This is a genomic window from Acinetobacter sp. YH01007 (assembly GCF_013420425.1).
Classification (GTDB): Bacteria; Pseudomonadota; Gammaproteobacteria; order Pseudomonadales; family Moraxellaceae; genus Acinetobacter; species Acinetobacter towneri.
On sequence record NZ_VOYC01000006.1, the window covers coordinates 1 to 13,355 of the forward strand.

Genomic DNA, 13,355 nt, shown 5'->3' on the forward strand with positions numbered 1-13,355 from the left:
CCCCTTTGGTATCAGCACGGTAAATTGGCTTTAAATCAGCCATAAATGCCTTCTGATCTTTACTGGCAACATAGCGTAAAGAATTACGAATTTGATGAACGATACACAGTTGTATTTCTGTTTGAGGGTAAATCGCTGCTATGGCTTCGGGGAAACCTTTTAGTCCATCTACACAGGCAATCAGAATATCCTGAACACCACGATTTTGTAGGTCTGTCAGTACACTAAGCCAATGGTTCGCCCCTTCGCTTTCCGATAAATGCAAGCCGAGTAGTTCCTTCTTACCTTCAACATTTAAAGCTAAAATGGTATAGATCGCTTTGCTCACATAAACACCTTTATCCTTCACTTTGTAATGTATGGCATCTAACCAAACAAAGGGATAAATTGTATCGAGTGGGCGTTGTTTCCATGCTTGTAACTGAGGGAGGAGCTTATCTGTAATATTGGTGATAGCACCATCTGAAATCTCCAATCCATACATATCAGCAACATGCTTTTGAATATCACGATAGCTCATACCAAGTGCATAGAGTGATATGATTTTATTGTCAATTTCTTCTGATAATTTGGTCTGGTTCTTTTTAACTAACTGTGGCTCAAATTCACCATTTCGATCTCTAGGGGTTTCAAGCTCAAATGAACCTGATGTAGATTTTACTGTCTTGCGAGTATAGCCATTGCGGCGATTACCTTGTTTCGGATTCGCTTCAATGTAATTCTCGATTTCTGCTTCAAGAGCAGCTTCGGTCAGCTGTTTAATTAAAGGGGTGAGTATGCCATTTTCTCCAGTCAGTGCTTGTCCTGACTGGAGTTGTTTTAAGGCTGTTTCAAAATCAAATGTAGTTGCCATAATGCATCATTCCTGTTTTTAACAGTTTAAGGAAATGACACAGTTTTTTGAACACTACCTTCATTTATTTTATCGTCATCTGACCGACAAACAGTGGCATAAAATTACTTTTTTAAGTCTATTTTTCACCTTTAACATATCCCATTGGATCCGCATCGAAGTATACGATTTACACCTAGATTATTATTTCCGATCTAACTCTACTAGACCCTGTCTTGCTTCTGTAATGATCAGCTGAATTTCTTCATTTTGCTTTCTCTTTTGTTCAAAATACACATAAATGCCTAGAGAAAATCCCACAGCTAAAATGATCAGCGTCATCATGATAATTGCATTATGATTCATTATATTTAGCCCCTTTAAACTTCCTCACTATTGTGAGATGCAAGGACTATACACAGCAATAACAAAAATGCTCAATTCCAATAAAGAAAATACACTGTTTTTTTTAATTTTATCTAAGAAAAACACTTTATTATTTAACAATATAATAAAAACCAAAATGTAACACGCATTCAAAAAATACGTTAAAATTCAATTATATTTTGTTCTATCTGTCATGATTATATTTTTAAGATATTTTAATTAATTTTCTCTCTATCTCAATTATCAGTCTGTTTAAATAAAAATTGATCTAAAAAACATAAGCTTATTTAAGCCATTACAGCCCGTTTGAAAAATGCTAATCTACAAAAATACCAACACAAATATGTGACGTAGTTAGCATTTTTAATCAATTCTTCAATTTTTTCTTGTGATGTGAAATACAATTTTTTGCATCCAGTGACTAAAAAAACACCAACTTCGATACGCTCCACTGATGCTCAATCATTCTGCTGTTATATTGAAGCTCTGACTAATCTAGATTGAAATGACTTTAAATCACCAAAACTCTGACAATGATGGTTTGATGTTCTTCATTTTCCTCAATCAACTGTAAACGCTTTTGTTCTTTACTCACCACTTTAAAGCGCAAGTTTTGATATTCAATAATGCTTGGAATTTGGTCAAAATATTGTGCATCAGCATCAATTTCATCCTCAAATAATGATGTACCAAGTTGATAGTCCAAACTTTTTAAAACGATATATTTCACCGTTGTTTTCATCACAGCATCCTTTTTATTACTTTTTGCTTTACTTTTATTTGTATCACCGTTCATGCCACGATTAAACCTATAATTGTAAATTTTGCTGTATTTATAGGCAGTTAAATCGTGAACATTCTTATTTTAGCATTTCACTTTTTGATGTTTTTTTCGCACAAGTCGACAAAATTCAGTACACTTGAGCAACTTATTCTATTCACTTGCAGATTTATCATGCTCAAACAATGCTGTGCCATACTTGAACAACGCCAACAGACTGTGGCTTTTATTGAAAGTGCCAGCTCAGGTTACTTATGTAGTCAGTTTTCTATTTATAAAAATAGCGGTGCCAATATTTTACTTGGTGGATTAGTCAGTTACGACCCAAGCATTAAACGTGAGATTTTGCATGTGAATAGTGACTTAATTGCCACCTATACCGCTGAATCCGCAGAAGTCACACAAGCCATGGCAGTTCAAGGCAAAAAACTATTTCAACATGCTGATTTTATTGTGGCATGCACAGGGTTACTGAAACCAGGCGGCAGTGCCACACCAGAAAAACCTGTAGGGACATTTTTTATCGCCATTCATTATCAGCAGCAAACTTTTCAGTACAAATATTTTTTAGATGGCAATCCATTACAACGACTAGAACAGCTCACTCTGTTAGTCGCTCAAGACCTGATTGATCTAATGCAAGATACAAACACTTGTACTGCACCCTGAAGTAAACCTATCTTTTTAAGTCTCTATAAAAATTCTCATGACTGCCCAATTTTAAAAGATAGAGTGTCATGATTTCGTCATCACTCACAGAGTAAGCCAGTAGCACAAGCTGTTTGTCCATTTTAAATTTATAAACAAATACTCCTGCTAAATCCCCCACTTTAGCTTCTCCGATATCAGGATTATTCCAAACGGTTATTACGGCATTATCAACATCTTTTTTCTGCTGCTTGGTTAGTTTTTTCACTGTCCGTTCAAATAAGGGAGTTTGTTGTATATTCATTGAACTCAACCAAAGCTATATGGTGTTGTATTCCCTGCTTTGACATGCGCCATACTAAGCAACAAATCTGCTATATCTTGAAAAGTTAAATCGGGATTGTCTTGTGCGATTTTTCCAATTTTAGCCCAGTACTCAATTTGTTTAGTTGCACTTCTACTTTCAGCCATCCCGTAAATCTTTGCTGATTCAACAATATCGCTGTCGATTTTAACTGCTACATGTGACATTGCTTTTTCCTCATATTAGTTATGGAATAAATTTTAGCCAATCATGCAACCATTTACAACCTTAAGAAACAAAATACAACAACCTTCTTTTATGATCAAATATTTAAAAATGCGCTATCGTACGCCCGATCTTTTTTAATTCTCTAACGCTTCAATAATTACTCATTGTATTTTTGACTACCCTCATCCAAACCTCAAAAAAAATAAGGTTCCATTGCTTAACAATGAAACCTTATCTTCAGCCTAAACTGCTGCATCACATGATGTTCATGCACGGTACAGCTTTTTAGACAACCAATTAAGCAGCCGAACGCTCTGCAATTGGTACAACTTTACGCAATTCTGGGCCTGTATAATCTGCACTTGGGCGGATAATACGGTTATCTGCACGCTGTTCCATCACGTGTGCTGCCCAACCTGTTACACGGCTCATCACAAAGATTGGTGTAAATAGTTTGGTCGCAATACCCATAAAGTGATACGCAGACGCATGGAAGAAGTCAGCATTACAGAATAATTTCTTCTCACGCCACATCACTTCTTCACAACGCACCGATACAGGATAAAGTACTGTATCACCTACATCTTGCGCTAAACGCTCAGACCAGATTTTGATGATGCCGTTACGTGGATCATTGTCTTTATAAATCGCATGACCAAAGCCCATGATCTTTTCTTTACGTTCCAACTTGCCTAGCATTTCACGTTCAGCTTCTTCTGGCGATGTCCAATTTTCAATCATTTCCATCGCTGCTTCATTCGCGCCACCGTGTAATGGGCCACGTAATGAACCAATCGCGCCTGTAATACATGAATGCATGTCAGACAAAGTTGATGCGCAAACACGTGCTGTAAATGTTGATGCGTTGAACTCATGCTCTGCATACAAAATTAATGACACATTCATGACTTGTTCATGCAATTCATTTGGTTTTTCACCACGTAATAAATGCAGGAATTGTGCGCCAATTGAATCATCATCCGTATTTTCTTCAATACGCACGCCATCGTGGCTATAACGATACCAGTAGCAAATAATAGCTGGCAAAGTCGCCAAGATGCGGTCTGCTACATCTTGTTGCTGTTCAAATGACTGTTCGGTTTCTAAGTTACCTAGCATTGAAACACCTGTACGCATCACATCCATTGGGTGTGAATCTGCAGGAATACGCTCAAGCACTTCTTTGAGTGCTTGAGGCAATGCACGTAAAGATTTCAATTTTGCTTTATAGGCAGCCAATTGCTCTGAAGTCGGCAATTCACCAAAGAAAATCAAGTATGCAACTTCTTCAAACTGACAGTTTTCTGCCAAGTCTTGCACATCATAACCACGGTAAGTTAAGCCTGCGCCACTTTTACCAACAGTTGAGAGTGAGGTTTTACCTGCCACTTGTCCACGCAATCCTGCGCCTGTGAGTACTTTTCCTTCAGCCATTTTTTTAATTCTCCTGTTTGAACAGCTTGTCTAATGTATTTTCAAAAGTATGATAATCAAGGAATTCGTATAATTCTTTACGTTGTTGCATTTTGTCTAAGACATTCACTTGCGTGCCATCTTTACGAATGGATTGCATCACTTCAAGTGCTGCTTTTTGCATAGCACGAGTTGGTGAAAGTGGATACAACACCATGCGAATGCCCTGCTCAGCCAATTCTTCAGTGGTGTAATAAGGGGTATCACCAAACTCGGTAATGTTTGCCAATACAGGTACACCTACGGCATCACATACAGTTTTATACATGGTAATATCAGTCATAGCTTCTGCAAAAATTGCATCTGCACCCGCTTCCACACATGCGCAAGCACGGTCAATAACCGCCTGTAAACCTTCTTTTTGCAAGGCATCAGTACGTGCCATGACTACAAAGTTTGAATCGGTTTTCGCATCAACAGCCGCTTTAATACGATCAACCATTTCTTGCTGGGTTACAATTTCTTTGTTTGGACGATGTCCACAACGCTTTTGTGCAACCTGATCTTCAATATGAACTGCAGCAGCACCCGCAGCAATCATTTGTTTAATACTGCGGGCAATATTGAATGCACCGCCCCAACCTGTGTCAATATCCACCAATAATGGTGTATCAACACGCTCAGTAATACGACGTACATCTTCCAAGACGTTGTCTAAACTGGTCATGCCCAAGTCAGGTAAACCGTAAGAATAGTTGGCAACACCTGCACCAGATAAATAAATGGCTTTATAGCCCACTTGTTTTGCCATCATGGCAGCATAAGCATTTACCGTGCCGATAATTTGTAATGGCTTTTCGACTTCCAAGGCTTGTCTGAATCTTAAGCCCGCAGATGTTTGTTCTGTCATCTTCCTTTCCGCTTTTCTTACTATATTTTTCGAGATTCGAGTATATCGAGAATGCGAGATCACGCCATGGCTTTTTAGAATCTATACTCTAAAACTTTAGTCAAATAATTTTCAAATTTATCGCACAATAAATTTTCGTGATGTTGGTTATTCTTTATTTTTGATAAACACAGCTTTTTAGTACACTAAATGAGCAAAATTTAAACTATTTTCTAAAAATATGGCTTTTTCAGCTCAAATCATGCCATGTGCAAGTACACTTCGACACAGCACGCTGTACATATATTTGTTATAATGACAATCTCCCTTCTATTTAATTGATGATTTTTTACTCAATATGCACGAACTCGCCCATTTCGCTCCTTTAGGTAAAGATATACCACCAACCAAGCGTGGTCATGAGCGATGTGTAGCGTTATTAGTCAGTGCAACTGAGCTATTTTTAGAGCGTGGTTACGATGCCGTATCCTTAGATGATATTGTGCAACACGCAGGCGGTTCTAAAGCGTCGATCTATAAATACTTTGGCAATAAAGAAGGGTTATTCAAAGCTATTTGTGATTATCGCCGTGATAAATTTTTTCAGGATATTCACATTCCCTTTGAACAAATTGATTCAAATTTACGTGGTTATTTGATTCAAACCTTATTGAATTTTTATCATCATATTTTGGAACCAGAAAATGCAGCCTTTATGCGTCTGGTATTAGAGCAAAGTCAGCGCAATCCTGATATTGCCTTACACATACATGAGCGCGGCCCTTTGCATGTGCAACTTTGTATTGCCAAAGTATTGGAACATGCCAGTCAGCAAGGTTTAATTTGCTGTGAACAGCCTATTTATTCTGCACAACTGTATTTCGGTATTTTAAGAAATTTTGAATGGCGTATCATCATGGGTATTCCAAAACAAGAAACAGAACAAGAAACAACCAATTATGTAAGTTATTGTGTAGATCGCTTTCTAGACGCTCATCAAAAAGCTTAGATTTTTTGCAATTTCTGCATCCTATAGTATATTAGCCGATTCCCTTTTTCACTTAACCAACCAACAACTAATTGTTGTTTTTTCTCATTCAGCAATTATTGTGGAGTAACGAATGGCTCTACGTCACTTTCTAACATTACGCGATTTATCGACTTTAGAACTGAATCAAATTTTGCAACGCGCCATTGAGCTTAAGCGTAAACAGCATAACAATGAAGTTTTCCAGCCTTTTCCTGGCAAAGTCATGGGTATGATTTTTGAAAAATCCAGCACCCGAACCCGTGTATCGTTTGAAGCTGGCATGAGTCAGTTTGGTGGTAGCGCGATCTTCTTATCATCACGTGACACACAATTAGGTCGCGGTGAGCCAATTGAAGATTCTGCACGCGTCATTTCAAGTATGCTTGACATTGTGATGATTCGTACCTTTGGTCACGACATTGTAGAACGCTTTGCTTCTTACTCTAAAGTTCCTGTGATCAATGCCTTAACTGACGATCATCACCCATGCCAACTCCTTGCAGACATGCAAACCTATGTTGAACACCGTGGTTCAATTGAAGGTAAAACTGTGGCGTGGATTGGTGATGGCAACAATATGTGTAACTCATATATTGAAGCAGCACACATGTGGGGCTTTAATTTAAAAATTGCGACACCGAAAGGTTATGAGCCAGAACAGCGCTTCCTGTCTGAATTTGCACACTGCGTAGAATTGGTCGATTCTGCTCAGGATGCAGCAGTGAATGCTGATCTGATTGTGACCGATGTTTGGGCAAGCATGGGACAGGAAGAAGAACAAAAAATTCGTGAAAAAGCGTTTGCAGACTATCAAGTGAATGAACGCCTGATGGATTTAGCACATCCTGATTGTTTATTTATGCACTGCTTACCTGCGCACCGTGGTGAAGAAATTTCTGAAAATATGCTCGATCACAAAAATGCTGTAGTGTGGGATGAAGCAGAAAATCGCTTACATGCTCAAAAAGCATTGGTTGAGTTTTTATTGAATGAAAATCTTAAAAAAGACTAAGCTTTAAAACCCGTCTTAAATATTCGCAAAACTTTGATGAGTTTTGTTACAAACAGCACCAAAAGGTGCTGTTTTTTTATTTGGCTCGCTATAATCTTGAGTTATGGTCTATTTTTCTAAAATTTCTAAAAGAGCCTAGATGAACAATATGATTTATAAAACACTTGCTACAATTACGCTGTGCACCACTACACTGATCGCGAGTGCTTCACTCTATGCCAAAGCCAGTGAATTAGATCAATATTTAGTCCAACAAAAGATTTTAAGTGCAGATTATAAAATTCAAAATGTTGCTGCATTAAATGAAATTTTAGATGTCATTAGTGATGAAGATTCTCGTACTATGCCTTATCAGGTCGATCAAAATACAGTGATTGAACAAAGTACGGCGACAGACAAACAAATCAATATTCGTGGCATGATTATTTCACCTGACTTCAGGCAGTTTGTAGAAAGTACGGGTTATAACAATGTCAAAAATATGATTAAACAAAACTTAATTCATAATTGTGAATCTATTTTTGAGCATCAGTTCCAACGGGTAAATCCCTATGTATTGAACTTAAAACTCAGTGCAGAAAAAACCCAGTTTAATGTGCAATTGGCAAATAGCGAGTGCCAATTTAAAGCAGACTGAACTGTATTTAAAACTAAAACAACCTCAGCTTTAAGATTTAATGCCTAAGGTTTAATGCGTAAACCCAAATATAACCTAACGTATTAAACCTTGCGGTTGTAAAATAATGATCAATGCGCCTAAAACTACTATCATTCCACCGAACATATCCCAACGTGTTAAATTGACTTGATCTACATACTTTAACCAAATCAAGGCTGTACAAATATAAATACCACCATAAGCCGCATAAATTCGCCCCGATGCCGCAGGATGTAGAGTCAATAACCACACAAAAGCCGCTAAGGCTAAAATTGTTGGCAGCCATAACCACTGTGATTTCCCCTGATTTAAAATCAAATAAGGAAAATAACAGCCTAATATTTCCATAACTGCCGTAACAAAAAACAAGAACGTTGTGCTGGCAATTTTAGTGATCTGAAAATCCATAAATCCTGTGTGGTCTCTCTTTTAGCAGTAACGATTCAAGTTCACGCATCTGCGAATTCATAAAAAATAACCCATGTTCAACATGGGTTATTTTCAAAATTCAAATAAGGATTGATTAGGCTGGTTCAGCCGTTTGATCTTCAAAGACTTCAAGTTTCAAACCGACTGCCTTACCGTTCTCTTTCTTCACAGAAACAGCCACATTACCGCCCTGTTCTGCAAGTTCACCAAACAGAATCATTTCTGCCAATGGCTTTTTCAAGTGTTCCTGAATCAGACGTTGCATTGGACGTGCGCCCATTAAGCGATCATATCCATGCTCAGCCATCCATTCACGCGCATCTTGATCAACCTCAAGAATGACTTTTTTATCATCCAACTGCGCTTGTAATTCAGTCAAGAATTTATCCACTACATTTTCAATTACTGTAGTAGGTAAAGCTTTAAATTGAATGACCCCATCCAAACGGTTACGGAACTCAGGTGAGAAGGCTTTTTTCATCGCTTCTTGGTTGTCATTACTGTTGTCTTGATCCATGAAACCAATGCTCACGCGGGAAATACTTTCCGCACCAATATTAGTGGTCAGAACCAAAATCACATTACGGAAGTCTGATTTACGACCATTATTATCGGTCAATGAACCATGATCCATAATTTGCAGCAATAGGTTAAATACATCAGGATGCGCTTTTTCAATTTCATCCAACAACAACACACAATGCGGATTTTTATGAATCGCATCGGTGAGTAAGCCACCCTGATCAAAACCGACATAGCCTGGAGGTGCACCAATTAAACGTGAAACGGCATGGCGCTCCATGTACTCAGACATATCAAAGCGAACCAATTCCACACCCAACAGTTTTGCCAACTGCTTGGTAACTTCGGTTTTACCAACGCCTGTCGGGCCAGCAAATACAAAACTACCCACTGGTTTGTCTGGTGTTTTTAAACCAGCACGTGACAGTTTAATTGCTGATGCTAACGCTTCAATAGCTTCATCTTGACCAAAGACCACACGTTTTAAATCACGCTCAAGATGTTCAAGTACAGTCTTGTCATCTTTCGATACGGTTTTAGGTGGAATACGTGCAATTTTAGAGACGATATCTTCAATGTTTTCTACTGTGATTAAAGTATCATCTTGCTCAGCTCTTAAACGGCGCTGCGCACCTGCTTCATCAATCACATCAATGGCTTTGTCTGGCAAGAAACGATCATTGATAAATTTGGCCGATAACTCTACCGCAGACACCAATGCTTTATCATCATATTTAACATGGTGAAATTCTTCAAATTTCGATTTTAAACCACGTAAAATATCAATCGTTTCTGAAATTGAAGGCTCATTCACATCAATTTTTTGGAAACGGCGTGAAAGTGCATGGTCTTTTTCAAATACCTGACGATATTCTTGGAATGTCGTCGAGCCAATGCAACGCAAAGTACCATTTGCCAACGCAGGTTTAATTAAATTTGATGCATCCATCGTGCTACCCATGCTTGAGCCTGCACCAATAATCATGTGGATTTCGTCAATAAATAAAATGGCATCAGGTTTCTTTTTCAAGGCATTTAACAGTTGTTTTAAACGCTTTTCAAAGTCACCACGGTATTTTGTACCCGCTACCAACGCACCGATATCCAAACTATATACTTCGGCATTTTCGAGTGGTTTTGGCGCTTTACCATTCACAATCAGCCACGCCAGACCTTCGGCAATAGAGGTTTTACCCACGCCTGGATCACCCACCAACAATGGGTTGTTCTTACGACGACGGCATAGAATTTGTGCAGCACGCTCAATTTCTTTTTCACGCCCAATTAACGGATCGGTTTTACCCTTTTGCGCTTCAGTATTCAAATTTAGCGTGTAAAGCTCTAACGGGCCAGCATTGGCAGAGCTTGAACTTTCGCTATCTAATTCTTCAACCTCTTCTTCCGCTTGCGTTTCGTCTTTACGTGTACCGTGCGATAAGTATTGCGTTAAGGTCAAACGGTTAATTTGATGACGCTTGAGTAGATACACGGCAAATGAATCACGTTCAGAGTACATTGCCACTAAAATATCTGCGCCTTCAACCGTACGGTCACCACCGCTAGATTGCACATGAAAAATACCACGCTGCAAAATGCGGTCAAAACTTTCGGTCGGGTGCGGCGCCTGATCGTTATTTTCAGCAAGTTTAGGGGTATGTTGTTCTACATATTCTTCGAGTTCTTTACGCAGCACAATAACATCTGCACCACACGCCTTGAGTGCATTGACTGCCGAATCATTGTCTAATAAAGCCAATAATAAATGTTCAACCGTTAGAAACTCGTGTCTCTTTTGACGAGCCATGCTAACAGCCAAACGTAGTGATACTTCTAATTGACGACTGAGCATGTAACCCCCTTAATCTTTAGGCTCAATCTGACAAAGTAATGGATGACCTTGTGATCGAGCGTAATTATTGACTTGGTTCGCTTTCGTTTCCGCAATATCCCGCGGATAGACCCCTGCGACACCTTTTCCTTCATAGTGTACAGTTAGCATTACTTGAGTCGCTTGGTCAAGATTCATTGCAAAGTATTGTTGTAAAATTTCAATTACAAAGTCCATTGGGGTGTAATCATCGTTCATTAAAACGACAACATATAAAGGTGGGCGTTTTAATTGTGGCGGCGCAGTTTGTACCGCAATATCACCATCATCTTCATGTCCTGCATCATCCACACTTAAACGCGGGGTTAAATGCCAATCGACATAGCCAGATTGATGAAAAGTGGTTTTAATTTCATTTAAACAGATGGATCTTTTTTGGGTTCGCATAAGTTTTACATATCACACATTATTGAGCGCTAGCTTCTGCTTGTGGAATTTCAGAAATAAAGGCAGAATCTGCCTCCACGGCTTTGCCTTTGCTCCAACTGAAGCGTTTAATCACAGGAGTTGCGCCATTTAAACGGACTTCAATAAAGTCTGGATTAAAGCCTTTAGGCATGCTCCAGCGCCCTGTTAAACGCTCATAATTATCAAAATTAAAATTGCTGTCTTCCATCGGAACAACCAGCACTTCTGTGCCTTGAATTAAACGCAGTTCTACCGTACCACTTGCACGTCGCTTGTTTGGACTCACTTGTACCAAATCGACCTGATATTCATAAGCATTGTCTGGTAATGGTTTCACCCCAAGATTTTGCACGGTCAGGCTTAAACCACCACGTTGACGCAAAACTTCACGATAAATCGCACTCATGCCTTCAGTACGTTGCTTATCTTCAGTTGCTTGAGTGAAAGCTTGATACAAATCATTGGAGTTACTGACCGCAACATCGCGTTCTTGAACCGCAGCATTTAAGCTTTTATTCAGACTTTCCAAACGCGTTTTTTGTTCTTGCACCACTTCAACCAGTTGTTCTGCATCGGCATCGTAACCAACCACAGTTAAGCCCTGACGATGCCCGACTGAATAGCCCAAAAAGCCACTACCTAAAATTAAAATGGCAGCACCAATTGCCAAAGGCGCATTGCTTTCAAGAAATGGCTTTTTTTCTGGCGGTGTAGATGAGGGTGTCATGCTTGAATTCGACTGTGACGTGGTTTCTGTATCGGTGTTATGCATCGTCATCTCTTGTTTTGATTCATTCAAAGCACACATTTAAATCGAAATCTAAATGTGTGTGAAGTTGAAAAACGTGTTCTTATGGTAATAAACCAATCACCTCAAGTCCTGCATGTTCTGCAAAACCAAACATGAGGTTCATATTTTGTACTGCTTGCCCTGCTGCACCTTTCACCAAGTTATCTTGTGCCACCAAAAGTACTAATTTTTTCGGTTGTGGCTTATACAATGCGATACGCAACTGGTTAGCGCCACGTACTGAGCGTGTTTCTGGTGAACTGTTGGCTGGCATGACATCTACAAACTGTTCATTGGCATAAAACTGCTCATACAGGCTTTGTAAATCTGCTGCATCACCTGCATCAGTTAAATCTACATAAATGGTGCTGAGCATACCGCGAATCATAGGTACTAAATGCGGTACAAACACAATGTGATTAAACACATCTTTTTGACCCGAAATATTTTCCAATGCTTCTACAATTTCTGGATGATGACGATGCCCCGCAACGCCATAAGCCTTAAAGTTGTCGGCATTTTCAGAGTAAATCATGCCCAAACTGGCTTTACGCCCTGCACCAGATACACCCGATTTTGCATCAATAATAATACTTTCAGGTTTCACTAAAGCTTCAGCTTGTTTAAATAATGGCGCTAAACCAAGTTGCACTGTGGTTGGATAACACCCTGGGTTACCAATCACCTGTGCTTGTTTAATTTGTTCCCGGTTGAGTTCAGACAAGCCATAAACTGAATCTTTTAAAATGTCTGGGCAAGCATGTTGCATGCCATACCATTTTTCAAACTGCGCTAAATCTTGCAAACGGAAGTCTGCTGCTAAATCGACCACTTTGGTGTTGGCTGCAACAAGCTCCGCAGCATGTTGCATGGCAACGCCGTGCGGTGTAGCAAAGAACACCACATCACACTGTTTTAATTCTTCGATGTTTAAATCTGAGTAGCACAGGTCTGTGTGTCCACGCAGGCTTGGGAACATATCATCTACACGGCGACCCGCTTCTGTACGTGAAGTCAGTACATTTACTTTCACATTTGGGTGTCGTAGCAAAAGACGCAATAATTCAACGCCTGTATAACCTGTACCACCGACAATACCAACTGAAATCACGTGCATTACCTCAATTCAAAAGCAT

Annotated in this window: 16 protein-coding genes; 4 read left to right on the forward strand and 12 right to left on the reverse strand. The window is 39.2% G+C overall.

Going from position 1 to position 13,355, the window contains the following annotated elements:
• From FTT74_RS04290 to FTT74_RS04300, 3 genes are all read right to left on the reverse strand, one after another.
• Positions 1–853: IS256 family transposase (locus tag FTT74_RS04290; RefSeq protein ID WP_180168146.1), on the reverse strand; the 853-nt coding region annotated here is incomplete at its 3' end.
• 183 nt (positions 854–1,036) lie between these two features.
• Complete coding sequence (locus FTT74_RS04295; RefSeq protein WP_004973471.1) at positions 1,037–1,198, reverse strand: hypothetical protein; 162 nt, start codon at positions 1,196–1,198, stop codon at positions 1,037–1,039.
• A gap of 532 nt (positions 1,199–1,730) precedes the next feature.
• The gene (locus FTT74_RS04300; RefSeq protein ID WP_026438431.1) at positions 1,731–1,961 is read right to left on the reverse strand and encodes a hypothetical protein; all 231 of its coding nucleotides are present in this window, start codon (positions 1,959–1,961) and stop codon (positions 1,731–1,733) included.
• A 213-nt stretch (positions 1,962–2,174) separates the two neighbouring features.
• Here FTT74_RS04300 and FTT74_RS04305 point away from each other — a divergent pair, with 213 nt between their 5' ends.
• Positions 2,175–2,669 (forward strand): CinA family protein, encoded by a 495-nt coding sequence (locus FTT74_RS04305; protein ID WP_096901591.1) that lies wholly within the window; start codon positions 2,175–2,177, stop codon positions 2,667–2,669.
• Positions 2,670–2,676: 7 nt separating this feature from the next.
• Here the strand turns inward: FTT74_RS04305 and FTT74_RS04310 are convergent, their stop codons facing one another.
• From FTT74_RS04310 to prpB, 4 genes are all read right to left on the reverse strand, one after another.
• Entirely contained in the window at positions 2,677–2,952 is a 276-nt protein-coding gene (locus tag FTT74_RS04310) for a type II toxin-antitoxin system RelE/ParE family toxin (protein ID WP_004973465.1), read from the reverse strand.
• Positions 2,953–2,957: 5 nt separating this feature from the next.
• Entirely contained in the window at positions 2,958–3,179 is a 222-nt protein-coding gene (locus tag FTT74_RS04315) for a hypothetical protein (RefSeq protein WP_004973462.1), read from the reverse strand.
• Between the two features lie 298 nt (positions 3,180–3,477).
• Positions 3,478–4,614, reverse strand: a complete 1,137-nt coding sequence (gene prpC / locus FTT74_RS04320; RefSeq protein ID WP_004973461.1) for a 2-methylcitrate synthase — start codon at positions 4,612–4,614, stop codon at positions 3,478–3,480.
• Positions 4,615–4,618: 4 nt separating this feature from the next.
• Positions 4,619–5,503, reverse strand: coding sequence for a methylisocitrate lyase (gene prpB / locus FTT74_RS04325; RefSeq protein ID WP_004973459.1), 885 nt, complete (start codon positions 5,501–5,503; stop codon positions 4,619–4,621).
• A gap of 337 nt (positions 5,504–5,840) precedes the next feature.
• Here prpB and FTT74_RS04330 point away from each other — a divergent pair, with 337 nt between their 5' ends.
• The 3 genes from FTT74_RS04330 to FTT74_RS04340 all read left to right on the forward strand — a co-directional run bounded on the left by FTT74_RS04330 (position 5,841) and on the right by FTT74_RS04340 (position 8,161).
• Positions 5,841–6,491 (forward strand): TetR/AcrR family transcriptional regulator, encoded by a 651-nt coding sequence (locus FTT74_RS04330; protein WP_096901590.1) that lies wholly within the window; start codon positions 5,841–5,843, stop codon positions 6,489–6,491.
• Positions 6,492–6,603: 112 nt separating this feature from the next.
• Positions 6,604–7,524 (forward strand): ornithine carbamoyltransferase, encoded by a 921-nt coding sequence (gene argF, locus FTT74_RS04335; protein WP_179988617.1) that lies wholly within the window; start codon positions 6,604–6,606, stop codon positions 7,522–7,524.
• A gap of 139 nt (positions 7,525–7,663) precedes the next feature.
• Positions 7,664–8,161, forward strand: a complete 498-nt coding sequence (locus FTT74_RS04340; RefSeq protein ID WP_167846032.1) for a hypothetical protein — start codon at positions 7,664–7,666, stop codon at positions 8,159–8,161.
• Positions 8,162–8,236: 75 nt separating this feature from the next.
• Here the strand turns inward: FTT74_RS04340 and FTT74_RS04345 are convergent, their stop codons facing one another.
• The 5 genes from FTT74_RS04345 to argC all read right to left on the reverse strand — a co-directional run bounded on the left by FTT74_RS04345 (position 8,237) and on the right by argC (position 13,336).
• Positions 8,237–8,590 (reverse strand): YnfA family protein, encoded by a 354-nt coding sequence (locus tag FTT74_RS04345; RefSeq protein ID WP_004973443.1) that lies wholly within the window; start codon positions 8,588–8,590, stop codon positions 8,237–8,239.
• Positions 8,591–8,705: 115 nt separating this feature from the next.
• Positions 8,706–10,982 (reverse strand): ATP-dependent Clp protease ATP-binding subunit ClpA, encoded by a 2,277-nt coding sequence (gene clpA / locus FTT74_RS04350; protein WP_004973441.1) that lies wholly within the window; start codon positions 10,980–10,982, stop codon positions 8,706–8,708.
• 9 nt (positions 10,983–10,991) lie between these two features.
• Positions 10,992–11,408: an ATP-dependent Clp protease adapter ClpS gene (clpS, locus tag FTT74_RS04355; RefSeq protein ID WP_004973438.1), complete on the reverse strand. Its 417-nt coding sequence runs from the start codon at positions 11,406–11,408 to the stop codon at positions 10,992–10,994.
• Between the two features lie 19 nt (positions 11,409–11,427).
• Entirely contained in the window at positions 11,428–12,201 is a 774-nt protein-coding gene (locus FTT74_RS04360; RefSeq protein ID WP_096901621.1) for a DUF6776 family protein, read from the reverse strand.
• Positions 12,202–12,280: 79 nt separating this feature from the next.
• The gene (gene argC, locus FTT74_RS04365; protein WP_171287379.1) at positions 12,281–13,336 is read right to left on the reverse strand and encodes an N-acetyl-gamma-glutamyl-phosphate reductase; all 1,056 of its coding nucleotides are present in this window, start codon (positions 13,334–13,336) and stop codon (positions 12,281–12,283) included.
• Positions 13,337–13,355: the final 19 nt, after the last annotated feature.